The following is a 25,766-nucleotide window of genomic DNA, read 5'->3' on the forward strand; positions in this document are numbered from 1 at the left end:
GGCTAGACCGCCGCCGTCGCGCTCGCCGGGGCACCCGCCGTCGCACCCGCCGGGGCGGCGTCGGTGACGGCGTCTGCGACCGCGCGGGAACGCACGTCCTCCGCGACCAACCGGACCACGGCCTCCAGGGGGGTCACCGGGGCGAACCCGACGGCGGCTTCGGCACGCGTGTTGTCCGGGACCCGACGGCGCATGTCCTCGTAGCCCTCGCCGTACGCCTCGTCGTAGGGGACGTAGGTGATCTGGCTGTCCGAATCGACGATGTCGATGACGAGCTCCGCCAGCTCGGCGATGCTGATCTCGCGCTCGCCGCCGAGGTTGAACGCCTCGCCGTAGGCCGCGTCGTGCTCGATGAGCGCGACCATCGCGGGGACGACGTCGCCGACGAACGAGAAGCAGCGCGACTGGACGCCGTCGCCGTACACGGTCAGCGGCTCGCCGCGGACGGCCTGGCCGACGAGGTTCGGGACGACCATGCCGTAGCGACCGGTCTGGCGCGGACCGACCGTGTTGAACGGACGGACGATGGCGACGCGCAGGCCGTACTCCTTGAAGTAGGCGTGCGCGAAGGCCTCGTCGATGCCCTTCGCCGCGGCGTAGGTCCAGCGGGCCACGAGCGGCGAACCGAGCACGCGGTCGGCGGTCTCGTGCAGCGCGTCGGCGGTGTTCTTGCCGTAGATCTCGCTGGTGGAGACGAGGAGCAGCTTCGCGCCGGCGGCGACACAGGCGTCCAGGACGTTCTCGCTGCCGTGGATGTTCGTGCGGAGCCCCTGCAGCGGGTGATCCACGATGAGCTTCACGCCGACTGCGGCGGCCAGGTGGAAGACCCGGTCCGAACCGGCGACCAGTTCGGCGACGAGCTCGCGGTCGAGGATGCTGCCCTCGACGACCCGCAGCCGCTCGTGTCCGGCGACGGCGGCCAGGTTGTCGGCACGGCCGGTCGAGAAGTCGTCGAGGACGACGACGTCGTCGCCGTCGGCGAGCAGGCGTTCGACGAGGTGGCTGCCGATGAACCCGGCACCTCCGGTGACGATGGACTTCATGGCGTTCCCTTTCAGAGGAGGATGCGGCCGGTGAGGTCCGCAGCCCGGTAGGTGGTGTCGATCACGAGCTGCTCGCCGGTGATCCAGGACAGGTCGGCGTCGGTGTGCCGGGTGTGCAGCAGCACGACGTCGGCAGCGAAGGCGGCTTCGTCGACGACGTCGTCGAGGACCGTGCCGTCGTGCAGGCGGACCGACTCGAAGCGGTGGTCGGCGAACCCGACCTCGGCACCGGCGGCGATCAGGCCCTCGAGGATCTCGAGTGCGGGGGACTCGCGGAGGTCCGCGACGTCACGCTTGTAGGCGATGCCGACGACGAGCACCCGGGCACCGCGGAGGCCACGGCCGGCGTCCGAGAGGACCTCGCGGGTGCGGTCGACGACCCGACCCGGACGGGCGGCGATCTCGGTCATCGCCTGGGTGATCATCGGCGCGGCCTGTCGGTCGGCCTTGAGCTGCCAGAGCAGGTAGTGCGGGTCGCAGGGGATGCAGTGACCGCCGACACCCGGGCCCGGCATGAACGCCATGAACCCGTACGGCTTCGTCGCGGCGGCGTCCACGACGTCCGCCACGTCGATGCCCATCGTCCGGCAGATGTCCGAGAACTCGTTCGCCAGCGCGATGTTCACCGCGCGGAAGGTGTTCTCGAGCAGCTTCGTCATCTCGGCCGCGGCGAGCGAGGGCACGCGGTGCACCCGGGCGTAGCGGCCGAGCATCTCGTCCGCGATCTCGGCGCACTCGGGCGTCGCCGCACCGAGCACACGCGGCACGTCCTCGTGCGCGACCGAGGCGTTGCCCGGGTCGATGCGCTCCGGGCTGAACGCGACGAACACGTCCCGACCCGGCAGCAGCCCACGCTCGGTGAGGGGCTGCACGAGCAGGTCGTCGGTGCACCCGACGTAGGTGGTGCTCGTCAGCATCAGGAGCTGCCCGGGCACGGCGTGCTCGACGACCGTCGCGGCGGCACCGCGGAGGATCGCCAGGTCCGGCACCAGGTACTCGTCGACCGGCGTCGGCACGCAGACGATCACGGCCGCCGCACGGGCGAGCATCGACGGGTCGTCGGTGAGGACGAAGTCCTCCGCCAGGAACGCCGACTCGAGCCGCACCCGGTCGTCGTCGAGCAGGTCGGCGCCGCGGGACCGGATCGTCTCCAGGCGGCGCTGCGACGCGTCGAGGCCGACCACCGAGGTGCCCGAGTGGTGGTACGCCAGGGCCGTCGGGAGCCCGACGTAGCCGAGACCCACGATGGCCACGTCGAACTCGAAGCCGCGGGTCCCGCCGTGTGCGGTGGTGCCCCGGGTGAGCGGCACGCTGCTGCTCAGGGGGGCCGAGACGTCCGGGGACGTCGGGACGGTCGTCGTCGTCGGAGCGACCGGCGACGTGCGGACCGACAGGGCGTCGGACGACGGAGGTGCGATGGACATGCGGGTTCCCCTCGGGTCGGGACACAACCGGGAAGTCGTCCCGGCAGGCACCGACCGCCGTCGGGTGGGCCGCGGGATCGGGTGGGCCGTGTCCGGGCCACCGTCCGTCCCCGGATCAGGCGGGGGCGGACGGTGGCGGTCCGGGTGCGGCCGGTCGGGTACCGATCTCGGGTACGCGGTCCTTCCCCGATGACGGGGCCGGCGGTCGGTGCGTTGCCACCATCACGGGTCGGGCCACCCGCCGGCAACGCCACGGAGCCGGTCTTGCGGTGCCCCGCAGCACCGTGGCGGCGACTGCGGGACCGCATGCGGACTCCCGCAACCGCATGCGGCCCCGGGTGCGGGAATGCGGTGCGGAGTCTCCGCCGTGCCGCTTAGCGTCGCCCCATGCTCACGTTCGTCGTCGCCCTCGTGCTCGTCCTCGGCGTCAACACGATCCTCTGGACCACGGTCGGCGCGACCCGGGTCGTCACCGCCCGTCTGCACCGCGTCGGCGCCGACGGCCGCGGTCGTCGGGCCCACCGCCGCGGCATGCCGGCACCCGTCTCGCGGGGCTACCGACCGCCGACGACCGCCGACGTCGCCGTCCTCGTCGCCGCGCACGACGAGGAACTCGTCATCGAACGCACCATCCGCTCCGCGGCCGAGCACCTGCCACCCGAGCAGATCCTCGTCGTCTCCGACGGGTCCTCGGACCGCACCGTCGAGATCGCCCGCGCCGCCGGTGCCCAGGTGTACGACCTGCAGCCGAACCGCGGCAAGGCCGGTGCCATCGCGGCCGCCATCGAGCACTTCTCGATCCCGGAGCGCTTCGAGGTGATGATGCTCCTGGACGCCGACACCCACCTGTCCACCGACTACTTCACCACCGGGCTGCCGGAGTTCTCCGCCCCCGACGTCGTCGCCGTCGCCGGTCGCGCCACCACGATCCTGGAGCCCCGCGCACCCACCTTCTCCGGCCGCCTGCTCGTCGCGTACCGCGAACGCGTCTACGTCGCCGTCCAGTACCTGCAGAAGTTCGGCCAGGCCGCCCCCGCCGCCAACGTCGTCGCCATCGTTCCCGGCTTCGCCTCGATGTACCGCACCCGGATCCTCCGCGACATCGACATCACCGCCGAGGGTCTGGCCATCGAGGACTTCAACATGACGTTCGAGGTGCACGCGAAGGAGCTCGGCCGCGTCGCGTTCCGCCCCGGCGCCGCCGTCGCCTACACGCAGGACCCCGACACCCTGCGCGACTACGCGAAACAGGTCCGACGCTGGAACCTCGGCTTCTGGCAGACCCTCCGGCGCCACCGCTTCGGCCTCCGCCGCTTCGGACTCGCCACCGGACTGTTCGTGCTCGAGCTCCTGACGTCGAGCCTGATGATGCTCCTGCTGCTGCCCGCGGTGGCGCTCGCCGGGACCGCTGCGGTCCTCGTGGCGCTCGGCATGGGCGCCGGGTTCCCGGACGCCGTGCTCGCCGTCGACCCGGTCACCGGGATCGTGGTCGGCGTGCTGCTGCCCGACTACCTGCTCACCATCGTCGTCGCGGTGGTCTCCCGCCGCGGCGTCTACGTCCTGTACGGCCTGACCTTCCCGCTCCTCCGGGTCCTCGACTCGTACCTGTGCCTCCGCGCCCTCTTCCTCGCCTTCCGCGGTGGTTCCAGCGGGGTCTGGCACAGCCCCACGCGGCGGGCGGCCACCGTCTGACACGGCGGGCGCGACCGCACGACGAACGGGAGGCCCGGTACCAGCTGGTACCGGGCCTCCCGTCTCGTCTGCGGTCGCGTCTACCCCAGCAGCGCCACCAGGTGCGAGCGCGAGCGCGCCCCGACCTTCCGGTAGATCTGCGTGAGTCGGAGCTCCACCGTCCGCTGCGACATGTACAGCGACGAGGCGATCTCGCGGTTCCGGTAGCCCTCCGTGACCTTCTGGACCACTGCCTGCTCCTCGGCGGTGAGCAGGGTGAGGACCGGCGTGCCGTCCGGTGCGCTCCGCGGCGTCGTCGGCGACGGCGTCGAGTCGAACTGCGACTGCCGGAGCGCCGACGACCCGACGGCCGGCGGCATCGCGGCGACGCCCTGCGGGGCGGCGAGCGGACGACGGAGCCCCGCTGCCTCGTAGGCCGCGGCGGACGCTGCCCCGAGCCGTGCGCGGTCCGGACCGGTGCCCGTCGACGCGAGCGCGGCGAGGGTCCGGGCGCGCTCGAACTGCGAGTCCGTGGGCTCGAACAGCTCGAGCGCACGGTGTCGTGCGGCCTCGCGGGTGGTGTCGTCGCTGACGAGTGCCAGGCTCCGTGCCAGGACGAGGGCGCCCCAGCGCGACGGGTGTGCCCGGTGGTCGGCGGCGAGACGGGCCGTCGTGGTCCGCGCGTCGTCGGTCCGGCCGAGCCGCACGTACGCCTCGATCAGGTCGCCGAGGTGCCGGAGCACCGTCGGGTTCCGGACCGTCCGGCCGATCGCGTCGGCGGTCTCGAGTGCCGCCGCGGCTTCCTCGGCACGACCCTCGAACAGCAGGACCCGGCCACGGAACGCGTGCAGCTTCGCCGTCGCACCCCAGAGCCCGCTCGTGGAGCGGAGCGCGAGGCACCGGTCGAGCACCTCGAGGGTGGCCACCGGGCGACCCTCGAGGAAGTGCCGCCAAGCGATCGCGATGGCCCGCGAGGGCTCCCGCAGTCGCTCGACGACGCTCGACCCGGTCTCCCAGGCGTCGATCGCGCGGAGGGCGAGCCGGAAGTTGCCCGAGCGCACCTCGTTCTCCGCGGTCAGGTACCGGGCGGCCTCGACCCACACCGGAGCGGTGTGCGACGAGCGTGCCAGGACCAGCGCGAACACCCGGCGGGCGCTGCGGTACCGCTCGGACAGGCTGAGCGCGTGGGCGAGCAGCAGCAGCGTCGGGTCGGAGAGGGCCAGCAGGCTGGTCGTCGCGAGACCGTCGTGCAGGTCCCGGTCCGGCGGCAGGTGTCCGTCGACCGCGGCGACCATCTGCCGTGCGGCCTGCAGGATCTGCGCCGTGTGCGGCGGCAGTGCCGACTCGAACGGTTCGGCACGCTGCAGCAGGTCGCGGGCGTGCTCCAGCTCCCAGGCCTCGGCCCGGAAGCTGGCGACCATGGCCAGGAGGCCCGTGACGGCCTCCGCCTCGGCGGCGTCGGTCGCGTCGGCGGGGACGAGCAGCTCGTCCGCCTCGACGGCCTCGCCGCTGAGGTACTGCACCGAGTAGTGCAGCCGCAGGCGGCGCACGTCGTCGAGGCGGGACCGGAACGGCGCGATCGCGGCGAGGTAGCGCGCTGCGTAGCCGAGCAGGCGGTGTGCGAGCAGGACCTCGGCGACCGCGAGGAGCGCCAGGTGCTCGCGCTCCGACCGGGTGCCGACGTGCAGCGCACGCTCGGTGAGCGTCACGGCCGCCGCGGCGTCGCCGTCCGCCGCGTACGCCAGGGCGGCGTGCAGCAGGGCGACGGCGTCCGGCAGGTCGTCCGTGAAGCTCCGGTGCCACGACGCCGCACGCGGGTCGTGGGCGGCTGCGGACGCGGCGAGTTCGGCGTGTGCCGCGCGGCGGTCGCGGGCCGTCATCCGCCAGTGCAGGAAGGAGCGCACGAGCGGGGAACGGACCGAGATCGACTGGCCGCGGACCGTGACGAGCCCGACGGACGCGAGGTCCTCGACGACGTCGCGGTCCCACTCCGGACCGCCCGCCTTCGTGACGAGGACCAGGGCGAGGCGGGCCAGGACGTCCAGATCGCGTCCGGGGACCGCCGCGACCACGGGTGCCACGATGCGGTCCGTCGTCGGGGTGGGACGCAGCGGCAGCACGAGGGGTTCCGTGCCGAGCAGCTGCTCACGGCGGAGCATGCCGAGCTGTTCACGGAGCACGCCGGGGTTGCCGGCGGTCTGCTCGGCGATGACCGCCAGGACACCGTCGTTCGCGTCGTCGGCGGCCAGCTCCCGGGCGAGCAGCAGTGCCTCGTCCGGGTGCAGGGGCGCCAGGCGCAGCGACGGCAGGGCCGCGAGCGGGCTGTCCGACGGCACGGTCGCCACCGTGGCGACGACGCGGAGGGACGTCCCGACGAGTCGGCCGGCGAGGAACGCGATGAGCGTCTGGCTCGCCGCGTCCATCCGGTCGAGGTCGTCGATGAGCACCAGCGTCGGCGCCATCTGGAGGGTGCGCAGGGTGTCGAGGAGTTCGTGCGCCACGACGATGACCTGCGCGGGGTCCGCGTCACGCACGGTCCCGAGGATCCGGGAGACGTGTGCGGCGGCCCGGGGGTCGTCGAGTGCGCTGAAGAGCGTCGTCACACCACCGAGCGGCCAGCGGGATTCGCTGCCGTTCACGCCGATGCGGACGACGGGGAGGGAGACGCGGCTGCTGGCCGCGTCGAGGACGCTCGTGCGTCCGGAGCCGGGATCGCCGACGACGACCAGCGCGGACTCCCGGGGGAGTACGGCGAGGGTCGTGATCCGGTCGACCTCAGTGCGTCGACCGGTGAGTTCCATCAGGACTCACCGGCCTCCGGCGCCAGGGACGGGGGAGCGTGACGCACCGGCGGGGAAGCCGGCGACGTGGGAGCCCGCAGCGGAGTGGGTGGCTCCGCGGTGGGTGGTGCCGACGGACGACGGGTGGGTGGCCCGGTTCGCTGGCAGGGTCGACGTGTGGACAGATCGCGGATGACGAGCCTGGGTGGGCTCGGTTCCGCTCGGGAACGATGATGTCATCGTCTTGATCACCCCTCGGGTTAGGGTCTTCGGACGAATGACGGCGGGTCCGCGCTCGCTGGGACTAGGGATCCCGGTGCGGTCACATGACCTTCCGTCAGGAGAACGCTAACCCCTCTTCGGCGATGCTGAGCCGTCCGTCAGGGAAAGGTCTCGATGCGCGTGCCCCCAGTCCGGGGGGACAGGCGGACCCCCGTCCGGACGCGGTGGTAGGAGACGGGGTACAGAACCGTGGGTCTGCCCGGAGCACGGCCCGGGTACGAACGGGGCGGTGAGCGAGCGGACGGGCGAACAGGTGGACGGACGGACAGCGGACCGACAGCGGTGGCGGGCGTTCGGGGTCTGCGTCGCGGTCGCGGCGCTGACGATCCTGGACCTGTCGAAGGTCAACGTGGGCCTGCCGTCGATCGAGCAGTCGCTGCATGCCACGAGCTCCTCGCTGCAGCTCATCGTCGCCGGGTACGCCCTGGCGTTCGGCCTGGCGCTGGTGCCGGCCGGACGGCTCGGCGACCTGACGAACCGGCGGCGCCTGTTCGTCGTCGGGCTCGTCGCCTTCACCGTGTCGAGCCTGCTCTGCGCCCTGGCACCGACGATCGAGGTGCTCACCATCACCCGGATCCTGCAGGGCTTCGCCGCGGGGACCCAGATGCCGCAGGTGATCGGCCTGGTGCAGCAACTGTTCCGCGGCGAGGAACGCGGTCGGGCGTTCGGCCTGTTCGGCGCGGTGATCGGCGTTTCCACGGCACTCGGCCCCACGATCGGCGGCGGCCTCATCGCACTCGGCGGCGAGCAGGACGGATGGCGTCTGCTGTTCTGGATGAACGTGCCACTCGGTGTCGCCGCGCTCGTCGCCGCCTGGCGGCTGCTGCCCCGCGGTGACCAGGGCCGGGCCACGGACCGCGAGCTCGACGTCGTCGGGATCCTGCTGCTCGGGGTCGCGATCGTCGCCCTGATGCTGCCGTTCGTGACCACCTCGGGCGGCGGCGGATCGGCCGCCCGGTGGCTCTGGCTGGCGGTCTCGGCGGTCTTCCTCGTCGGCTTCGTGCTGTGGGAACAGGGGTACAAACGCCGGGGGAAGTCCCCGGTCGTCCACTTCGAGCTGTTCCGCCGGTCGTCCTACCGGAACGGCCTGGCGATCGTCGCCGTCTACTTCGCGGCGCTGCCGGCGTCGTTCCTCATGGTCACGCTCTACCTGCAGGAGGGGCTCGGGCTCGCTCCGGTGTTCGCCGGCATGGTGAGCATCCCGTTCGCGATCACGAGCGCGGTCGGCTCCTACGTCGGCGGACGACTGGTGAACCGGATCGGTCGGGCGCTCGTCGTCGCCGGGCTCGGTGCGGTCGTCGTCGGCTTCGTGCTGCTCATGCTCGCCGCGGTCCTCACCCCGCCCGAGGTCACCCCGTGGGCGATGGCCGGGGCCTTCCTGGTCGGTGGACTCGGCGGCGGGTTCGTGGTCTCGCCGAACCAGACCCTGACGCTCGCCGAGGTGCCGGTCGAACAGTCCGGGGTCGCCGGGTCCATGCAGCAGCTCGGGCAGCGCGTCGGCACGGCGATCGGCACCGCGGTGGCGACGAGCATCTTCTACGGGATCGTCCGGAGCGAGTCCGCAGGGTCGGGTGGCGGGGCGGGTGCCGGCGGCCGGTTGGACGCCTACCACGACGCCTTCCGGAGCGGCACGACGTTCACGGTCTCGCTCATCGCGGTGGCGCTCGTGCTCGCGGTCGCCGACCTCGTGGTCCGGCGGCGCGCTGCCGCTCGCGAAGGGGACCGGCGCGCGGGCGACCGGGGCGAGGGGGACCGGGGCGGCGTGCCCGAGGGCCAGCACGGGGCGGAGGCGGGGCGGCAGGACTGAGGAGGGCGTGCCTCCCGTCCGGTCGTCGGCGGCGGGTGCGCCCGTCAGCTGCGGCGGACGACCTCGACGACCGCGTCGTGGACCAGGCCGTTCGACGCCAGCGCGCTGCCGTGCCAGGGGCCCGGGTCGCCGTCGAGCGAGGTGAAGCGTCCGCCGGCTTCCTCGACGATCGGCACCAGGGCGGCGATGTCCCACGGCTTGAGGTCCGGCTCGCCCGCGACGTCGAGGACCCCCTCGGCGACCATCATGTAGGACCACATGTCGCCGTAGGCGCGGGTGCGCCACACCGTCCGGGACAGCGCGACCAGGGCGTCGAGCCGGTCGTCGTCGTCCCACTGCTGCAGCGAGTTGTAGCTGAGGCTGGCGTCCTCGAGCGTGCTGACACCCGACACGTGCAGCGGCCCCTCGAGCGAGTGCGCGCCGAGGCCCGTGGCTGCCCACCAGCGCTTGCCGAGCGCCGGGGCGCTCACCACGCCGAGGACCGGACGGCCGTCGACCGCCAACGCGATGAGGGTCGCCCACACCGGGACGCCTCGCAGGTAGTTCGCGGTGCCGTCGATCGGGTCGACGACCCACTGGCGGTGCCCCTCGCTCAGCGCGTCGGCGCCGGAGTCAGCGGTGGTCTCCTCGCCGAGGAACGCGTCGTCCGGGCGTTCCGCCGTCAGCCGCTCCCGCAGCGCCCGCTCGACGGCCTGGTCGGCGTCGGTGACCGCGGTGTGGTCGGCCTTCCGTGACACGTGCAGGTCGGCGGCGCGGAACCGGTCGAGGCTGATCGCGTCGGCGGTGTCGGCGAGGGAACGGGCGAAGTCCAGGTCGGCGCTGAGGTCCACGGGGCCAGCGTACCGGGGGCGCGGGTGCTGGCGCGGGGTGGCGGCTGTCCGACGGCGAACCTCAGGCCGCCACGACCTCTTCCTCCTCGAGCAGCGTGACGGCGCGCTCGCGGGCGATCCGGGTCCGGCGGGCGACGAGACCGTGCACGACGACGCAGAGCAGCAGCGCGGCGACCAGCCAGAGTGCCAGCACCAGACCGCTCCGGCCCAGCGAGGCGCCCGGGAAGTACTGCAGGTCCTGCGCGGCCTGCAGCCAGGCGGCGCCGCTCCAGAACGTGTTGAGGCCGGCGAAGAACCCGGGCTGGAACGCCGGCTGGAAGATGCCGCCCGAGGACGTGAAGTTGAGCATCACGAACAGCATCGTCAGCACCGGGGTGGTCCACCGGCCGATGAGCGGGTGCAGCCCGACACCGAGCGCGATGATGACCGCGTCGTAGAGCCAGGCGAACAGGAAGACCTGCCACTGGTGGGTGGTCAGCACGCCGTACACCGGTCCGGCGACGACGATGCCGATGCCCGCGACGACGCCCGCGGTGACGAGCCCGACGACGGCGGTCCACACCGGACGGAGGCGAGTGGCGAACGCGGCGACGGCGATCGCGGACGAGTACCCGCCGACGCTCAGGCCGACCAGCAGGAAGAACAGGCCCTGGCCGGTGGTGTCCTGGTCACCGGTGGGGACGACGTCGACGACGTGGAACGGCAGGTGCTGCTCGAAGGCGATCGGCACGAACACCTTCTGCGCGGCCGAGGCGGTGGTCTCGCTGGCGGCCGTCGAGACGTAGAGCGTCGCGGCCGAGTCGCTCGGGGCGTACACGGCAGCCAGGTCACGGTCGCGGACCTGCTGCTCGGCGGTCTCCGTGCTGCCGACGACGTGGGCGACGAGGGCGCCGTCGGACTGGTCGGTGACGGTCTGCGCGAACACCTGGGTGGCCGGGGTCGTGCCGACGATGCCGACGGGCAGGTCGTGCGGGGTGGGGGCGTGGAAGGCGCCGAGGTAGGCCAGCGTCATGCCGACCGCCAGGAAGAGCGGCACCAGGATGTGCGAGCCGAACGAGCGGAGCACCCCGGCGAGTCCCTGCGGGCGCAGCACGCCGGGGGCGCGGTGCGGCGGGCGCTGGGCGGCGTGGCCGTGGACGGCGGTCGGGCCGGGGGTGGAGGAGGACGACGCGCTCGGCGCGTAGTTGTCCTTTGCAACTTCGGACACGAGGGGACAGCGTACGCCCGCCCGAGACCGAAGTCGAGTTGCCTGGCGGCGCTACGCCGTCCCGGGGTCCTCGGCGCCCATGCCCGTGAGCAGCGCCCGGAACGAGTCCAGTCGCTCCACCCCCGTCGCCCCGAGTTCACCGTTCTGCACCCGGTCGACGATCTCCCAGTCGTGCGCCTGGTCGAGCGGGATGCCGTCGGGGGAGTCCTGCACGGTGACCGCGTGCGAGGCGAACGCCCGGAACACGTTCTCCGGCTGCACGTGCCCCAGCCCGAACGACCGGACGCCCGGGGTGTCGATGATCCAGCCGCCGTCCCGCACGCGCAGCGCGATCGAGGACGACGACGTGTGCCGCCCGCGGCCGGTCACCGAGTTCACGACGCCGATCGCCCGCGTCGACCCGGTCAGGGCGTTCACGAGCGTCGACTTGCCGACACCGGAGTGCCCGACCGTCACGGTGACCTTGTCGTCCAGCAGGTCGTGCAGGGCCGCGAACGGGACGTCGTCGGAACGGCTCGTCACGATGCGCAGGTCCAGGCAGGCGAAGTGCGCCAGGAACGGTGTCGGGTCGGCGAGGTCGGTCTTCGTGATGCAGAGGATCGGGTCGAGCCCCGCGTCGAACGCCGCCACCAGGTACCGGTCGATCAGACGCGTCCGGGGTTCCGGGTCGGCCGCGGCCACCACGATGAGCATCTGGTCGGCGTTGGCGACGATGACGCGCTCGACCTCGTCCGAGTCGTCGGCACTGCGTCGGAGCAACGAGGTGCGCTCGGCCACCCGGACGATGCGGGCCAGCGAGCCCTCGTCGCCCGAGACGTCCCCGGCGAGCGACACGTGGTCCCCGGTCACGACGGACTTCCGGCCGAGTTCCCGTGCCTTCGTGGCGGTGACGACGTGCTCGCCGTCCTCGTTCGTCACGAGGACGCCGAACCGACCGCGGTCGACGTTCGTCACCCAGCCGGTCGGGGCGTCGTCGTACGTGGGGCGGGTCTTGGTGCGCGGCCGGTTGCCCTTCGGGTTCGGGCGTACGCGGACGCTGGACTCGTCGTACTGGCCGTACGGCTCGTCCTCGTCGCCGCCGTCGGTGTCGTCCCACCAGCTCATGCCGGGTCCCCCTCGGTGGTGTCGGCGACCGTGCTCGTCGCGAGCAGGTCGGCCCACAGCTCCGGGAACTGCGGCAGCGTCTTCGCGGTCGAGCCGATGTCGTCGACGGCCACGCCCTCGGTCACCAGGCCGATGACGGCCCCGGCGGTGGCCATCCGGTGGTCCTCGTAGGCGGCCCAGTCGCCGCCGTGGAGCCGTGCCGGGTCGATCCGCAAGCCCTCGGGACGTTCCGTCACCGCGCCTCCCAGACCGTTGACGTCCGCCGCCAGCGCGGCCAGCCGGTCCGTCTCGTGGCCGCGCAGGTGCCCGATGCCGGAGACCTCGCTCGGGCCGTCGGCCAGGGCCGCGAGCGCGACGAGCGCGGGGGCGAGTTCGCCGCCGCGTGTCAGGTCCAGGTCCACCCCCGGGACGGAGGCCCCACCCCGGATCCCGACACCGCCGTCGAACACCAGGTCGTCACCGTCGCGTGTCACGGTCGCGCCCCACAGCGGCAGGAGCGACTCGAGGTCGGCGCCGACCTGCGTCGTCTCGGTCGGCCAGGTCCGGATCCGGACCGTCCCGCCGGCGACGAGGGCGGCGACCGCGAACGGGGCAGCGTTCGAGAGGTCCGGTTCGATCGTCACGTCGCGCGCCCGGATCGGCCCCGGGTGCACGACCCACTCGCCGACCGCGGGTTCGTCGACCTGCACGCCCCGGGCACGCAGGACCTCCACCGTCATCGCGATGTGCGGCAGGCTCGGCAGCCGCTCCCCGGTGTGCCGGAGGTGCAGCCCCTCGGTGAAGCGCGGTGCAGAGAGCAGCAGGCCGGAGACGAACTGGGACGATGCCGAGGCGTCGATGTCGAGCGTGCCGCCCCGGACCGAGCCGGTCCCGACGAAGCTGAAGGGCATCGCGCCGCCGCCGTCGTCGGTGACCTGCACGCCGAGGTCGACGAGTGCCTGGACGATCGCGGCCATCGGGCGCTTCCGTGCGTAGGGGTCGCCGTCGATCGTCACCGGTCCCTCGGCCAGGGCGGCGAGCGGCGGCAGGAAGCGCATCACGGTGCCCGCGAGCCCGCAGTCCACCCGGACGTCGCCGTGCATCGGGCCGGGCGTCACCCGGAGGTCCGGGCCGTACGGGTTCGCCGGGTCCCCGGCGGCCGGTCGGACCTCGTCGATGCCGACGCCGAGCTGCCGGAGCGCGGCCGTCATCAGCGCGGAGTCACGCGAGTGCAACGGCAGGTGGATCGTCGACGGGCCGTCGGCCAGGGCGGCGAGCACCAGCTCCCGGTTCGTCAGCGACTTCGAGCCCGGCAGGGCGACGTCGCCGGCCAGCGGCCCGCGCGCGACCGGGGCGGTCCAGGGGTGGGAATGCGTCGTGGCTGCCATCGGTTCACCACACTACTGAACCCATCGGGAGGAGCACGGTGATCGCACTCGCACCGTCACGAACGGCCGACACAGCACTGCTGCCTCGGGCCGTCACGACGCTCGCCGAGCCACAGGGCCCGGACACCACCGTCCGCCTAGACTGGCGGGCGATGACGACCGACGAACCGCAGCACGCACCGGACGACCTGGTCGACGAGACCGAGGAGCAGCTCGACGCCGTCGAGGACGAGGACCTCGCCGGACTCGACGCCGACGCCGGACCGGAGCCCGTCGACGCGAAGACCGTGTCCGAGCACGAGCTGCGACGGCTGTTCGAGGACCAGGCACTGCCGTTCATGGACCAGCTGTACGGCGCCGCGATGCGGATGACCCGGAACCCGGCCGACGCCTCCGACCTGGTGCAGGAGACCTTCGTGAAGGCGTTCGCCGCCTTCCGGCAGTTCCGCCAGGGCACGAACCTCAAGGCGTGGCTCTACCGGATCCTCACGAACACGTTCATCAACACGTACCGCAAGAACCAGCGCAACCCGTACCAGGGCACCATCGACGAGCTCGAGGACTGGCAGCTGGGCGGCGCGGAGAGCGTCACGCAGTCGATCTCGGCGCGCTCCGCCGAGGCCGACGCCATCGACCACCTGCCGTCCTCCGCCGTGAAGGACGCGCTGCAGGCCATCCCGGAGGACTTCCGGATGGCCGTTTACTTCGCCGATGTCGAAGGGTTCTCGTACCAGGAGATCGCCGACATCATGAAGACCCCCGTGGGGACGGTCATGAGCCGCCTCCACCGTGGACGCCGGCTCTTGCGGGGGCTCCTGGCGGAACACGCACGAGAGACCGGCATCGTCCCGGACGCAGCGTCGACGGCGACGATGCGCGGACGAGGCCGAGGTGCAGGCACGCGGGCGGCCACGACGGCCGGCACCCGCACGACGCGGAAGGACGCACGATGAGCGGGTGCGACTGCTCGAAGGCGAAGGCGGAACTCGAGGAGTTCCTGCACGACGAACTCCGACACGAGGACGCCGCGGACATCCGCGAGCACATGGACGGCTGCGAGGACTGCCTCACCGAACACCGCGTCGGTGTCGTCCTGATGGAGACCGTCAAGCGTGCCTGCCGCGAGACCGCGCCGGAGCAGCTCCGTGACGAGGTCCTCGCCCGACTCCGCGCGGTGCAGTCGACCCACTGACCGCGGCCCGGCCGGCCCGTCACACCGGCGGTCACGGCCCCGCGAACGGGTAGGGTGCGGACATGACCGACGCCGAGCCGATCAGCACCTGGACCGAACCCGACGTCGCCGCGGTGACCGACCTGGTGCGCCTCCTCGGCCACCAGGTCGAACCCGCCGCGATGCAGGCCCGACTCGACCGGCTCACCGCCGAGGCCGGCCACCGCACCTGGGTGGTCCGCGGTGACGACGGCCGACCGATCGCCGTCGCCGGCGCGCAGGTCACGTGGACCTACGCCAGCGACGAACCGACCGCACAGCTGCTGCTGCTCGTCGTCGACCCGACGGCCAGGAGGAGCGGCACCGGTTCCGCGCTGCTCGGCACCTTCGAGACGTGGGCGGCCGAGCAGGGCGCGCGCCGACTCTCCGCCGTCAGCGCTGCGGCGACGGACAACGCGCACCGCTTCTACCAGCGTCGCGGGTACCACGAGGCGGGCGTCCGCTACACGAGGTTGGTCTAGCAAGCAGTCGCGGTCACATTCCTCGCGAACGTCGGAGCGCCTCGTGCGGGAGTCCAGCGGACTGCTGCACGAGGCGCTTCCTGGTCGGCTACACCGACGCGCTCACGCGCTCAATGCCCGGTCGATGACGTCGGCGGCCTCCTGCGCACTGCGCTTCGAGGAACCGGTCGCCGGGGCCGCGCTCGCTGAGCGGGACGCGACGGACAGCGGGCGGCCGTCCAGGTGCGGCGAGAGGTTCATGCAGACGAACGGCCAGGCACCCTGGTTCTCGGGTTCCTCCTGCGCGAAGACGACCTCGGCCTCCGGGTAGCTCGCCAGGACCTCGAGGATCCGGTCGAGCGGCAGCGGGGCGAGCTGCTCGAGCCGGACGAGTGCGACGTCGTCGACGCCGCGCTTCTCCGCCTCGGTCCGCAGGTCGTGGTGGATCTTGCCCGAGTGCAGCACGACGCGACGTACCGAACCCCGGTCGACGCCCTTGGCCGCCAGACGGCCGTCGTCCAGGACCTCTTCGAAGGTGCCGGTCGTGAAGTCATCGACCGCACTCGTCGCCTGTCGCAGGCGGAGCATCGCCTTCGGGGAGAACACGATCAGCGGCTTCTGCGGCTTCGCCCACGCCTGTCGACGGAGCAGGTGGAAGTAGGACGCCGGCGTCGAGGGCCGTGCCACCACCATGTTGTCCTGCGCGCAGAGCTGCAGGTACCGCTCGATGCGGCCGGAGGAGTGGTCCGGTCCCTGGCCCTCGTACCCGTGGGGGAGCAGGAGCACCAGGCCGGAGCGCTGGCCCCACTTCTGCTCGGCGGACGAGATGAACTCGTCGATCACGGTCTGGGCGCCGTTGGCGAAGTCACCGAACTGCGCTTCCCAGAGCACGAGCGCCTCGGGACGCTCGACCGAGTAGCCGTACTCGAACGCCATCGCCGCGTACTCGCTGAGCAGCGAGTCGTAGATGAAGAAGCGGGCCTGGTCCTCGGTGAGGTTCGCGAGTGGCAGCCACTCCTGGCCGTTCGTCCGGTCGTGGAACACCGCCTGGCGCTGCACGAACGTGCCGCGTCGGGCGTCCTGTCCGGCGAGCCGGACGGGCTTGCCCTCGACCAGGACGGAGCCGATCGCCATCAGCTCGGCCATCGCCCAGTCGACCCCACCGGCGCGGGTCATCTCCCGGCGCTTGGTGAGGAGCTGCTGCAGCTTCGGGTGGATCGAGAAGCCCGACGGCGGGTTGCCGTGCGCGTCGCCGATGAGTTCGACGAGCTCCTGCGAGATCGCGGTGTCGTGCACCTCGATCTCGGAGTCGTCGCGCTGGGCGGTCGGGCGCTCGAGCCCGTTCACCGCGCCGGAGTCGTCCACGGCGACGGTCGGCATGGTGCCGGTCTGCGCCTCGTGCGTCTCGGCGAACGCGCGCTCCAGGCGGTCCTGGAAGTCGCGGTGTGCGTCGTCGTACTCCTGCTGAGTGATGTCCCCACGGCCGACGAGGGCCTCGGTGTACAGGGTGCGGACGGAGCGCTTCGCCTCGATGAGGTTGTACATCAGCGGCTGGGTCATCGAGGGGTCGTCGCCCTCGTTGTGGCCGCGTCGGCGGTAGCAGACCAGGTCGATGACGACGTCGCGGTGGAACTCCTCGCGGTACGCGAACGCCAGGTCGGCGACGCGCGCCACCGCTTCCGGGTCGTCGCCGTTCACGTGGAAGACCGGCGCCTGGATCGTCTTGGCGACGTCGGTCGAGTAGACCGACGTGCGCGCCGACTCCGGCGGGGTGGTGAAGCCGACCTGGTTGTTGATGACCAGGTGCACGGTGCCACCGGTGCGGTAGCCACGCAGCTGCGACATCTGCAGGGTCTCGACGACCACGCCCTGGCCGGCCATCGCGGCGTCACCGTGCACGAGCACCGGCAGCGTGCCGAACGTGCCGGCGGGCTTCCGGTCCTGCTTGGCGCGGACGATGCCCTCGAGCACGCCGTCGACGGCTTCGAGGTGCGACGGGTTCGCCGCGATCGTCACCGGGATGCGGGAGCCGTCCGAGGCGCGGAACACGCCCTCGGTGCCGACGTGGTACTTGACGTCGCCGGAGCCCTGCCCGGACACCGTGCCGGGGAGCTGGGTGCCCTCGAACTCCCGGAAGATCTGCCCGTACGTCTTGCCGGCGATGTTCGTCAGGACGTTGAGACGGCCGCGGTGCGCCATGCCGATCGCGACCTCGTCGAGGTCGGCGACCGAGGCGTGCTGGATCAGGGTGTCGAGGAACGCGATGGTCGACTCGCCGCCCTCGAGCGAGAAGCGCTTCTGACCGACGTACTTGGTCTGCAGGAATGTCTCGAACGCCTCGGCCTCGTTGAGCTTGCCGAGGACCCGAAGCTGCTCGTCCTTCGATGGCTTCGAGTACGGGACCTCGATGTGCTCCTGCACCCAACGACGCTGCTCCGGGTCCTGGATGTGCATGTACTCGATGCCGACCGTCCGGCAGTAGGCGTCCCGGAGGATGCCGAGCACGTCACGGAGCGGTGCGGTCGTGGTGCCGGCGAGGCCGCCGGTCACGAACTCCCGGTCGAGGTCCCAGAACGTCAGCCCGTGGCGCTCGATCTCCAGGTCGGGGTGCGTGCGCTGCCGGTACTCGAGCGGGTCGATGTCGGCCATCAGGTGCCCGCGGACGCGGTAGCTGTTGATGAGCTCCTGCACGCGTGCGGTCTTGTTCACCCGGTGGGCCAGGTCGACGTTGATGTCGTTCGCCCACTGGATCGGCTTGTAGGGGATCCGGAGCGCCGCGAAGATGTCGTCGTAGAAGCCGTGCTGGCCGATGAGCCGCTCGTGCACCTGCTTGAGGAACTCGCCCGAACCGGCACCCTGGATGACCCGGTGGTCGTAGGTGCTCGTCAGCGTGATGGTCTTGCCGACGCCGAGCTCGACGAGGGTCTTCGGTGCCGAACCCTGGAACTGCGCCGGGTACTCGAGCGCACCGGCGCCGATGATGCAGCCCTGGCCCCGGGTCAGGCGCGGGACCGAGTGCACGGTGCCGATGCCGCCCGGGTTCGTGAGGGAGATCGTCGTGCCCTGGAAGTCCGACGGGGTCAGCTTGTTGTCCCGCGCGCGCTTGACGACGTCCTCGTACACGGAGAGGAACTGCCCGAACGTCAGGGTCTCGGCGCGCTTGATGCTGGGGACCAGCAGGGAACGCGTCCCGTCCTTCTTCGGGACGTCGATCGCGATGCCGAGGTTGACGTGCGCGGGGGTGATCAGGAACGGCTTGCCGTCGCGCTCCTCGTAGGAGACGTTCTGGCTGGGGAAGTCCTTGAGCGTCTGGACCATGGCCCAGCCGATCAGGTGCGTGAAGGAGATCTTGCCGCCGCGGGCCCGGCGCAGGTGATTGTTGATGACGATCCGGTTGTCGATCATCAGCTTCGCCGGGATCGTCCGGACGCTGGTGGCGGTCGGGACGGTGAGCGACGCGTCCATGTTCGACGCCAGGGTCTTCGCCATGCCACGGAGCGGGGTGGCGACGTCCTCGTGGGTCTCTTCGTGCTCGTCGGCGGAGTCGTTCGCCTCGGCCGGGATCGGCTGCGGCGACGGCTGGCGCGAGGTGGTGCGGGCCTGGAGCGGCGTCTTCGTCTCTCCGGTGGCGGGCTGCTGCGTGGAGGACGGACCGGCGACGGCGGCGGGCTGCTCGGCGGGGGCGGCCTGGGCAGCGGCGGCCTGGGCGGGAGCGGCGGTGGCGGAGTCGGCAGCGGCGGACGGGGCAGCGTCCGTGCTGGTGGGTTGGGCCCGGTGGTAGCTCTCGAGGACCGGCCACCAGGACTCGTCGACGCTGCTCTTGTCGGCGAGGAACTGCTCGTAGAGCTCGTCCACCAGCCACTCGTTCGCGCCGAATTCGCCCGCGGTCTCGTCAGTTCCGGTCAGATGGCTCGACACAGCCGATCGCCCACTCTCCGTCGATTGATGCTCGTGTGTGTCGTGCAGGGCAACCCTGTCCCGCACGCCGTCAACCCTAGCCGCTCCTCCGTGGCCGTGAGGTGGGAGACGGCGGGTGAGTCGGGCCTCCCGGGCGGGTCTGCGTGCCGCTCCCCGGCGGCCCTCCGCGCGCCGCCGTACAGTGGCGGTCATGAGGTTCTACGAGACGCGGCCGACCCACGACCTGACCTACTCCGACGTCTTCCTCGTCCCCAGCCGGTCGAGCGTGACGAGCCGTTTCGACGTGGACCTGTCCACGAACGACGGCACCGGTGCGACGATCCCGATCGTCAGCGCCAACATGAACTCGGTGACGGGTCCGCGGCTCGCGGCGACCCTCGCCCGTCGTGGCGGGCTCGGGGTGCTGCCGCAGGACATGCACCTGCAGGACCTCGACGCGGCGATCCGCTGGGTGAAGGCGCAGCCGGTCGACTTCGACTCCGCGATCGACCTGGGTGCCGACGCCACCGTCGCCGAGGCGCTCGAGCAGCTGCTGCCCGTCGAGGGTCGCGGTGTGGTCGTGCGCGACGAGGCGGGGGAGTACCTCGGCTGCGTGCCCGCGACCCGGCTCGCCACCGCCGGTGCCGACGCGGTCCTCGGCGACCTGCTGCACGGCGCGACGACCGCGATCGACGCCGAGGACGCCGGGTCCTCCCGCCACGTGTACGACGTGCTCACCGCGGCCGGGGTCGACTTCGCGCCGGTGATGCGGCACGGCAAGGTCGTCGGCACCGTCAGCCCGACGAGCGCCATCCGGTCCGACATCTACCGGCCGGCCGTCGACGCCTCCGGCCGCCTGCGGGTCGCCGCGGCCGTCGGCATCAACGGCGACGTCGCCGCGAAGGCCGCCGCCCTCGCCGACGCGGGCGTCGACGTCCTGGTCCTCGACACCGCGCACGGCCACCAGGAGGGCATGATCCGCGCGCTCCGTGCGGTGTCCGCCCTCGACCTCGGCATCCCGCTCGTCGCCGGCAACGTCGTCACCGCCGACGCCGTCGCCCACCTGGTCGCCGCGGGCGCGTCGATCATCAAGGTCGGTGTCGGGCCGGGCGCGATGTGCACCACCCGCATGATGACCGCCGTCGGGCGTCCGCAGTTCTCCGCCGTGCTCGAGACCGCCGCAGCGGCGCGCTCGCTCGGCGCACACGTCTGGGCCGACGGCGGGGTCCGCTACCCGCGTGACGTCGCCCTGGCGCTGGCCGCGGGCGCGTCGGCCGTGATGATCGGCTCGTGGTTCGCCGGCACGCTCGAGGCGCCGGGTGTGCTCCGCCGTGATGACGCCGGGCGGGCGTACAAGGAGAGCTGGGGGATGGCCTCCGCCAAGGCGGTGCGGGAGCGCTTCGAGCGGCTCGACCCCTACGAGCGGGCCCGCAAGGCGCTCTTCGCCGAGGGGATCTCGTCGTCGACGATCTACCTGGACCCGGAGCGCCCGAGCGTCGAGGACCTGCTCGACATGATCACGACGGGGCTCCGCAGCTCCGCCACGTACGCGGGCGCGCAGTCGCTGACCGAGTTCGCGGACCGTGCCCTGGTCGGCATCCAGTCCGCCGCCGGCTACGAGGAGGGCAAGCCCCTCCCCGTCAGCTGGTAGCTGGTAGCCGACCACGGACGGACGGGAGGCTCCCCACCAGCTGGTGGGGAGCCTCCCGTCCGTCGTCCTGGTGCGTCTACCGGCGTCGGGTCGAGTCCTCGACGGTGCCGATGAGCTCCTCGAGGATGTCCTCGAGGAACAGCACGCCCGTCGTCCGACCGTCCGCGTCGAAGGCCCGCGCCACGTGGCGCCCCGCCCCGCGCATGGTGGCGAGGGCGTCCTCCAGGTCCATCTCCGTGTAGAGCGAGATGAGCTGGCGGATGCGCTTCGGCGGTACCGGGTCGTCGAACTCGTCCGGACGCAGGTCGATGACGTCCTTGACGTGCACGTACCCGGTCGGGTCACCCGCGTCGTCGACCAGGACGTAGCGCGAGAAGCCGCGCTGGGCGACGGCGCGCTCGACGTCGGCAGGCGTGGCGTCCTCGTGCAGGGTGACGAGCCCGGACATCGGCACGGCGACGTCCTTGACCTTCTTCTCGGTGAACTCGAACGCCATCCGGAGCGTGCCGGAGTCGTCGGCCAGGGTGCCCTCGCGTCGGGACTGCTCGACGATCGTCTGCACCTCTTCCACGGTGTAGGCGCTGACGGCCTCGTCCTTCGGCTCGACCTTGAACAGGCGCAGCACGCCGTTCGCGACCTCGTTGAGCCCGACGACGACCCAGTGCAGGCCGTGACCGATGTACCAGAGCGTCGGCACGAGCAGCAGCGCCGCCCGGTCCGGCATCGAGAACGAGATGTTCTTCGGCACCATCTCGCCGAACACGACGTGCAGGAACGACACGAGCAGCAGCGTGAAGACGAACGCCACGATGCCGATCACCTCGGCGCTCCAGCCGGTCAGGTGCAGCGGGACCTCGAGCAGGTGGTGGATCGCCGGCTCGGAGACGTTGAGGATGAGCAGCGAGCAGACGGTGATGCCGAGCTGCGTGGTCGCGAGCATCCGGGTGGCGTGCTCCATCGCCCACAGGGTCATCTGCGCGGCCCGGGAGCCCTGCTCGGCACGCGGTTCGATCTGCGAGCGGCGGGCCGAGATGACCGCGAACTCCGCCGCGACGAAGAAGGCGTTGCCGCCGAGCAGCACGAAGAGCCAGAAGATGCCCCACCAGTCGGAACTCATCGGGTGGCCTCCTGGTCCGTCGTGGTGGTGCGTGCGGCGGTTCGCCGGTCGGCGCCGGCACTGCTGCCGAGGGTGTCCTCGCCGACCGGGTTCGGCGTGTACCGGATCCGGTCGATGCGGCGGCCGTCCAGGCGTTCGATGCGGAAGACGCCGGAGTCGATCGCGACCTCGTCACCGACCTGGGGCAGGCGGCCGAGCTCCTGCATGAGGAACCCACCGACGGTCTCGTAGGGGCCGTCCTCGGGCACGGTGACGCTCGCGCGGTCCTCGAGCTCGTCGGGGCGCAGCAGCCCCGGGAAGGTCAGCCAACCGCGGCTCCGGACGACGTCGATGCGTGCCCGGTCGTGCTCGTCGGACACCTCGCCGACGATCTCCTCGACCAGGTCCTCGAGCGTCACGACACCGGCGGTGCCGCCGTACTCGTCGACGACGATGACCATCTGGTAGCCACGGCCGCGGACCTCGGTGAGCAGGGTGTCGCCGGGCATGGTCTCCGGCACGCGCTCGGCGTCGGTCATCAGGGCGCCGACCGGCACCTCGGCACGCTTCTCGCGCGGCACCGAGACGGCCTGCTTGACGTGCACGAGTCCGACGACGTCGTCCGCGTCCTCCTCGATGACGGGGAAGCGGCTGAAGCCGGTCTTGCGGGCCAGGGCGATGACCGCCTCGGCGCTGTCGGACACGCGGATGGTCGACAGACGCGGGCGGGGGGTCATCACGTCGCTGGCGTTGAGCTCGGAGAAGGACAGCGTGCGCTGGAGCAGCGTGGCGGTGTCCTGTTCGAGTGAGCCCTCGGAGGCGGACCGGCGGAGCAGCGAGGTGAGCTCCTCGGCACTGCGGGCACCCGAGAGCTCTTCCTGCGGCTCGATGCCGATCCCGCGGAGGATGGCGTTCGCGGTGCCGTTGAGCAGGGCGACGGCGGGCTTGAACACCGTCGTGAAGCCGACCTGCAGCGGCACGACCAGACGGGCGGTCTGCAGCGGCAGCGCCAGCGCGAAGTTCTTCGGCACGAGTTCACCGAGGATCATCGACAGCAGGGTCGCGATGACGAGCGCCACGATCGAGCCGACGGTCTCGACGACGCCCTCGGCCAGGTTCATCGCGAGGAACGGCGCTTCGAGCAGCTTCGCGATCGACGGTTCGAGCAGGTAGCCGGTGAGCAGCGTCGTCAGCGTGATGCCGAGCTGGGCGCTGGAGAGGTGCGTCGAGGTGACCTTGAGCGCACCGATGACCGGGCCGAGGCCGGTCTCGCCGCGGTCACGGCGGGCTTCGACGTCGGCACGGTCGAGGTTGACGAGCGCGAACTCGGACGCCACGAAGACGCCGGTGCCGAGCGTCAGCAGGATGCCGCCGATCAGCATGACGATGTCGACGGGGCTCACGAGGCGCACCTCGGAGTCGGACAGCTCACTGTGTGAGCGGCGGGCATGTGATGGTCAGCACTAGGAGGGTCGTCCACAATGCCTCGATCGTACCGGGCGCTGCCTCGGAGGAAGCGAGAGGACGTCAGGAGCCACCCGCGCCTCCCGTCCGACGAGCGTGAGCCGGCCGTCAGACGGTCGCCGCGAGCTCCTCGAGCGACCGACGCAGCGCCGCGGCCGACGTGAAGTGCACGCCGACGGCACCGACGGCGTCGGCGCCGGCCGCGTTCTCGGCCCGGTTGTCGACGAACACCATCGCGCCCGGCTCGATCCCGAGGCGCGTGCAGGTCTCGTGGTAGATCGCCGCGTCGGGCTTGAGGACGTGCTCCTCCGCGCTCACCACGACCGTCTCGAACAGCGAGCCCATCGGGGAGCGGCGGTACGGGTCGCCGAAGTCGAAGCCCGCGTTCGAGAGCAGTGCCACCCGAGTGCCGTTGTCGTGCAGCTCCTCGACCAGCGCCAGGACCTCCGGGTCGACCTCGAACCAGCCGGTGAAGTCGAGCGCCCACAGCCGGTGGATCTCGGTCACCGACCAGGACTGCCCGGTGCGCTCGGCGATCGCGCGCCAGTACGCGAGCACCGTCAGGTCGCCGCGGTCCAGGTCGTGCCGGAGCTCCTGGTACACCGGGAACAGCGTGTCGGCGTCGAGCCCGGTCGCCTCGAGCAGTGCGGCACGGGCGGCGTGCGGGGTCCGGCTGATCACCTCGCCGTAGTCGAAGACGACGACACGACCAGGCAGGGACAGGCTCATGCCCGTCACCGTACCGTGGGCACGATGAACGACTTCGTCTCCGTCCGACCCGCCGACGCCGCCCGCTGGATCACCGTCCCGACCGGGGACACCTCGAAGTACCGACGCGGGGTCCTCGGCGTCGCCACCGGGTCCGAGCAGTACCCGGGCGCCGCGGTGATGGGCGTCGACGCCGCGGTCCACACCGGGCTCGGCATGGTCCGCTACGTCGGGCCCGACCGTGCCACGGACTTCGTGCTCGCCCGACGGCCCGAGATCGTCGCCGGCGTCGGCCGTGTCCAGGCGTGGCTGGTCGGCTCGGGGATCTCGGCGGAGTCCCTCGACGCGCTCGACGAGACGACGCGCGCCGGCTTCACGCACGCCTCGGACGACGGGGTGCCGGTCGTGGTCGACGCGGGGGCGATCCCGCTCGTCGACCTCGGGCCGCTCGCGGTGCTCACGCCACACGCCGGCGAGCTGGCGTCGCTGCTCGGCGTGTCCCGCGACGAGGTCGAGGGCGACCCGCGCGGCTCCGCCCTCCGCGCCGCCGAACGGACCGGGAGCGTCGTGCTCCTCAAGGGCGCCGACACGCACGTCGTCACGCCCGACGGCGGGGTGCGGTTGGTCGCGTCCTCCGCGACGCCGTGGCTCGCAGCGGCGGGCGCCGGGGACGTCCTCGGTGGAGTCCTCGGCGCACTCGTCGCCGCGCGCGCCGGCACGTCCGAGGTCGGACCGGAGGAACTGGCCCACCTGGCAGCGGCCGCGGCGGTCGTGCACGGGGTCGCGGCGCGTCGGGCCTCGCGGGGCGGGCCGTTCCCGATGACGACGCTCATCGAGCAGCTGCCCGGCGTGGTGCGCGACCTCGCGGTGCGGGGGGACGCGGACGCGGACGCGGTTTGACGCCAGCGGGCGTCTGCCTGCTGGCCTGTCGGCCTGCTGACGGGAGGCGCGGGGCGGGCCGGTGGGGAGCCTCCCGTCCGTCAGCCGGTCGCGCCGTGACCCGCCCGGGCGCCGATCAGGACGACGGCGTGGCGTGCACGAGGAACTCGACCGCCCCGGTGTCGTCGACCTTGACGAAGCCGAGGTTCGGCGCCTGCACCGAGTAGTCCGAGAACGTGATCGGGACCGTGCCGGAGACGTCGACGCCGTCCCCGTTCAGCCCGACCTGCAGCGTCGCGGTGACCGGCTTCGTGACGCCGTGCAGTTCGAGGGTCCCGGTCGCCTTCACGGTCGTCGTGCCGCTGCCCGTCGGGACGGCGTCGGAGACCGGCTGGGTGAGCGTGAACGTCGCCGTGGGGAACGCCTGCGTGTCGAGCGCCGAGTCCCGGAAGTACGAGTCGCGCTGCGCGGAGTCCGTCGCGATGTCCCCGACCTGCACCGTGATCGTCGCCGCGCTGATCGTCGTGCCGTCGACGGTCGCCGTCCCGGTGACCTCCGACGTGCGGCCGGTGACGGTGACGTCCGAGCCGTTGAGGACCTCGTGCACGCGGTAGCCGGCCTCGGAACCCCTGCCGACCGTCCACGCGCCGGACAGGTCCGCCGCGTCGAGCGTCGACGGGGCGCGGCTGGCAGCGACCGTCGGCGTGGCCGAGGCCTTGGCGTTCTCGCTCGACGTGTAGGCGCGGGTGCCGATCGCGACGGCGACGACGGCGAACACCGCCACCACGACGAGGACGACGAGCACGATGACGAGACGACGCCGAGGGCGAGGAGCCGGAGCGTCCGGCGGGATCGGCGAGTTCGGTGCGGAGGTCACCCGGAGAC

19 protein-coding genes are annotated in these 25,766 nt (G+C 72.1%); 7 read left to right on the forward strand and 12 right to left on the reverse strand.

The window, feature by feature from the left end; all coding sequences use genetic code 11:
- Nucleotides 1-2: 2 nt before the first annotated feature.
- Complete coding sequence (locus tag SOM35_RS04710; protein ID WP_320514571.1) at nucleotides 3-1,043, reverse strand: NAD-dependent epimerase/dehydratase family protein; 1,041 nt, start codon at nucleotides 1,041-1,043, stop codon at nucleotides 3-5.
- An 11-nt stretch (nucleotides 1,044-1,054) separates the two neighbouring features.
- Complete coding sequence (locus tag SOM35_RS04715) at nucleotides 1,055-2,467, reverse strand: nucleotide sugar dehydrogenase (protein WP_320514572.1); 1,413 nt, start codon at nucleotides 2,465-2,467, stop codon at nucleotides 1,055-1,057.
- Nucleotides 2,468-2,854: 387 nt separating this feature from the next.
- Between SOM35_RS04715 and SOM35_RS04720 the strand changes: the two genes are divergently transcribed.
- Nucleotides 2,855-4,159 carry a glycosyltransferase family 2 protein gene (locus SOM35_RS04720; protein WP_320514573.1) on the forward strand — a complete coding sequence of 435 codons (1,305 nt, stop codon included), beginning with the start codon at nucleotides 2,855-2,857 and terminating at the stop codon, nucleotides 4,157-4,159.
- 80 nt (nucleotides 4,160-4,239) lie between these two features.
- Here SOM35_RS04720 and SOM35_RS04725 read toward each other — a convergent pair whose 3' ends face one another.
- Complete coding sequence (locus SOM35_RS04725) at nucleotides 4,240-6,939, reverse strand: helix-turn-helix transcriptional regulator (RefSeq protein ID WP_320514574.1); 2,700 nt, start codon at nucleotides 6,937-6,939, stop codon at nucleotides 4,240-4,242.
- A gap of 490 nt (nucleotides 6,940-7,429) precedes the next feature.
- Here SOM35_RS04725 and SOM35_RS04730 point away from each other — a divergent pair, with 490 nt between their 5' ends.
- Nucleotides 7,430-9,007: an MFS transporter gene (locus tag SOM35_RS04730; RefSeq protein WP_320514575.1), complete on the forward strand. Its 1,578-nt coding sequence runs from the start codon at nucleotides 7,430-7,432 to the stop codon at nucleotides 9,005-9,007.
- A gap of 44 nt (nucleotides 9,008-9,051) precedes the next feature.
- On the opposite strand, the gene SOM35_RS04735 is transcribed toward SOM35_RS04730, so the two are convergent.
- The 4 genes from SOM35_RS04735 to aroA all read right to left on the reverse strand — a co-directional run bounded on the left by SOM35_RS04735 (nucleotide 9,052) and on the right by aroA (nucleotide 13,515).
- The gene (locus SOM35_RS04735; RefSeq protein WP_111075553.1) at nucleotides 9,052-9,837 is read right to left on the reverse strand and encodes an inositol monophosphatase family protein; all 786 of its coding nucleotides are present in this window, start codon (nucleotides 9,835-9,837) and stop codon (nucleotides 9,052-9,054) included.
- 61 nt (nucleotides 9,838-9,898) lie between these two features.
- Nucleotides 9,899-11,044: a hypothetical protein gene (locus SOM35_RS04740; protein ID WP_320514576.1), complete on the reverse strand. Its 1,146-nt coding sequence runs from the start codon at nucleotides 11,042-11,044 to the stop codon at nucleotides 9,899-9,901.
- Between the two features lie 51 nt (nucleotides 11,045-11,095).
- Nucleotides 11,096-12,148, reverse strand: a complete 1,053-nt coding sequence (gene rsgA / locus SOM35_RS04745) for a ribosome small subunit-dependent GTPase A (protein ID WP_221850105.1) — start codon at nucleotides 12,146-12,148, stop codon at nucleotides 11,096-11,098.
- A complete protein-coding gene (aroA, locus tag SOM35_RS04750) occupies nucleotides 12,145-13,515 on the reverse strand; it encodes a 3-phosphoshikimate 1-carboxyvinyltransferase (RefSeq protein ID WP_320514577.1) in 1,371 nt (456 codons plus the stop codon). The genes rsgA and aroA overlap by 4 nt, the downstream gene beginning before the upstream one ends.
- Before the next feature lie 152 nt (nucleotides 13,516-13,667).
- On the opposite strand from aroA, the gene SOM35_RS04755 reads away from it, so the two are divergent.
- The 3 genes from SOM35_RS04755 to SOM35_RS04765 all read left to right on the forward strand — a co-directional run bounded on the left by SOM35_RS04755 (nucleotide 13,668) and on the right by SOM35_RS04765 (nucleotide 15,207).
- On the forward strand, nucleotides 13,668-14,468 hold the full coding sequence (locus tag SOM35_RS04755; RefSeq protein WP_221850103.1) for a sigma-70 family RNA polymerase sigma factor: 801 nt from the start codon (nucleotides 13,668-13,670) through the stop codon (nucleotides 14,466-14,468).
- Nucleotides 14,465-14,707, forward strand: coding sequence for a zf-HC2 domain-containing protein (locus SOM35_RS04760; RefSeq protein ID WP_111075549.1), 243 nt, complete (start codon nucleotides 14,465-14,467; stop codon nucleotides 14,705-14,707). The genes SOM35_RS04755 and SOM35_RS04760 overlap by 4 nt, the downstream gene beginning before the upstream one ends.
- A gap of 62 nt (nucleotides 14,708-14,769) precedes the next feature.
- Nucleotides 14,770-15,207 (forward strand): GNAT family N-acetyltransferase, encoded by a 438-nt coding sequence (locus SOM35_RS04765; protein ID WP_221850102.1) that lies wholly within the window; start codon nucleotides 14,770-14,772, stop codon nucleotides 15,205-15,207.
- Nucleotides 15,208-15,309: 102 nt separating this feature from the next.
- Here the strand turns inward: SOM35_RS04765 and SOM35_RS04770 are convergent, their stop codons facing one another.
- On the reverse strand, nucleotides 15,310-19,104 hold the full coding sequence (locus SOM35_RS04770; protein ID WP_320514578.1) for a multifunctional oxoglutarate decarboxylase/oxoglutarate dehydrogenase thiamine pyrophosphate-binding subunit/dihydrolipoyllysine-residue succinyltransferase subunit: 3,795 nt from the start codon (nucleotides 19,102-19,104) through the stop codon (nucleotides 15,310-15,312).
- A gap of 190 nt (nucleotides 19,105-19,294) precedes the next feature.
- On the opposite strand from SOM35_RS04770, the gene guaB1 reads away from it, so the two are divergent.
- Nucleotides 19,295-20,734 carry a GMP reductase gene (gene guaB1, locus SOM35_RS04775; protein ID WP_320514579.1) on the forward strand — a complete coding sequence of 480 codons (1,440 nt, stop codon included), beginning with the start codon at nucleotides 19,295-19,297 and terminating at the stop codon, nucleotides 20,732-20,734.
- Nucleotides 20,735-20,810: 76 nt separating this feature from the next.
- Here guaB1 and SOM35_RS04780 read toward each other — a convergent pair whose 3' ends face one another.
- From SOM35_RS04780 to SOM35_RS04790, 3 genes are all read right to left on the reverse strand, one after another.
- The gene (locus SOM35_RS04780) at nucleotides 20,811-21,851 is read right to left on the reverse strand and encodes a hemolysin family protein (RefSeq protein WP_111075547.1); all 1,041 of its coding nucleotides are present in this window, start codon (nucleotides 21,849-21,851) and stop codon (nucleotides 20,811-20,813) included.
- Complete coding sequence (locus SOM35_RS04785; RefSeq protein WP_320514897.1) at nucleotides 21,848-23,212, reverse strand: hemolysin family protein; 1,365 nt, start codon at nucleotides 23,210-23,212, stop codon at nucleotides 21,848-21,850. Before SOM35_RS04785 ends, SOM35_RS04780 begins: the two co-directional genes overlap by 4 nt.
- 190 nt (nucleotides 23,213-23,402) lie before the next feature.
- Nucleotides 23,403-24,023 (reverse strand): HAD family hydrolase, encoded by a 621-nt coding sequence (locus tag SOM35_RS04790; protein ID WP_320514580.1) that lies wholly within the window; start codon nucleotides 24,021-24,023, stop codon nucleotides 23,403-23,405.
- A gap of 24 nt (nucleotides 24,024-24,047) precedes the next feature.
- On the opposite strand from SOM35_RS04790, the gene SOM35_RS04795 reads away from it, so the two are divergent.
- Nucleotides 24,048-24,902 carry an ADP-dependent NAD(P)H-hydrate dehydratase gene (locus tag SOM35_RS04795; protein ID WP_320514581.1) on the forward strand — a complete coding sequence of 285 codons (855 nt, stop codon included), beginning with the start codon at nucleotides 24,048-24,050 and terminating at the stop codon, nucleotides 24,900-24,902.
- A 115-nt stretch (nucleotides 24,903-25,017) separates the two neighbouring features.
- Here SOM35_RS04795 and SOM35_RS04800 read toward each other — a convergent pair whose 3' ends face one another.
- Nucleotides 25,018-25,758 (reverse strand): YceI family protein, encoded by a 741-nt coding sequence (locus tag SOM35_RS04800; RefSeq protein WP_320514582.1) that lies wholly within the window; start codon nucleotides 25,756-25,758, stop codon nucleotides 25,018-25,020.
- Nucleotides 25,759-25,766 lie beyond the last annotated feature (8 nt).

Origin of the sequence: Curtobacterium sp. CFBP9011 (assembly GCF_034045095.1) — a bacterium.
Lineage (GTDB): Bacteria > Actinomycetota > Actinomycetes > Actinomycetales > Microbacteriaceae > Curtobacterium.

What these genes read in the sequence shown, in the direction of transcription:
- SOM35_RS04710 (WP_320514571.1), bottom strand. Translation starts at nt 1,043, where the DNA reads ATGAAGTCCATCGTCACCGGAGGTGCCGGGTTCATCGGCAGCCACCTC.
- SOM35_RS04715 (WP_320514572.1), bottom strand. Translation starts at nt 2,467, where the DNA reads ATGTCCATCGCACCTCCGTCGTCCGACGCCCTGTCGGTCCGCACGTCG.
- SOM35_RS04720 (WP_320514573.1), top strand. Translation starts at nt 2,855, where the DNA reads ATGCTCACGTTCGTCGTCGCCCTCGTGCTCGTCCTCGGCGTCAACACG.
- SOM35_RS04725 (WP_320514574.1), bottom strand. Translation starts at nt 6,939, where the DNA reads ATGGAACTCACCGGTCGACGCACTGAGGTCGACCGGATCACGACCCTC.
- rsgA (WP_221850105.1), bottom strand. Translation starts at nt 12,148, where the DNA reads ATGAGCTGGTGGGACGACACCGACGGCGGCGACGAGGACGAGCCGTAC.
- aroA (WP_320514577.1), bottom strand. Translation starts at nt 13,515, where the DNA reads ATGGCAGCCACGACGCATTCCCACCCCTGGACCGCCCCGGTCGCGCGC.
- SOM35_RS04755 (WP_221850103.1), top strand. Translation starts at nt 13,668, where the DNA reads ATGACGACCGACGAACCGCAGCACGCACCGGACGACCTGGTCGACGAG.
- SOM35_RS04760 (WP_111075549.1), top strand. Translation starts at nt 14,465, where the DNA reads ATGAGCGGGTGCGACTGCTCGAAGGCGAAGGCGGAACTCGAGGAGTTC.
- SOM35_RS04765 (WP_221850102.1), top strand. Translation starts at nt 14,770, where the DNA reads ATGACCGACGCCGAGCCGATCAGCACCTGGACCGAACCCGACGTCGCC.
- guaB1 (WP_320514579.1), top strand. Translation starts at nt 19,295, where the DNA reads ATGAGGTTCTACGAGACGCGGCCGACCCACGACCTGACCTACTCCGAC.
- SOM35_RS04780 (WP_111075547.1), bottom strand. Translation starts at nt 21,851, where the DNA reads ATGAGTTCCGACTGGTGGGGCATCTTCTGGCTCTTCGTGCTGCTCGGC.
- SOM35_RS04785 (WP_320514897.1), bottom strand. Translation starts at nt 23,212, where the DNA reads ATGCTGATCGGCGGCATCCTGCTGACGCTCGGCACCGGCGTCTTCGTG.
- SOM35_RS04790 (WP_320514580.1), bottom strand. Translation starts at nt 24,023, where the DNA reads ATGAGCCTGTCCCTGCCTGGTCGTGTCGTCGTCTTCGACTACGGCGAG.
- SOM35_RS04795 (WP_320514581.1), top strand. Translation starts at nt 24,048, where the DNA reads ATGAACGACTTCGTCTCCGTCCGACCCGCCGACGCCGCCCGCTGGATC.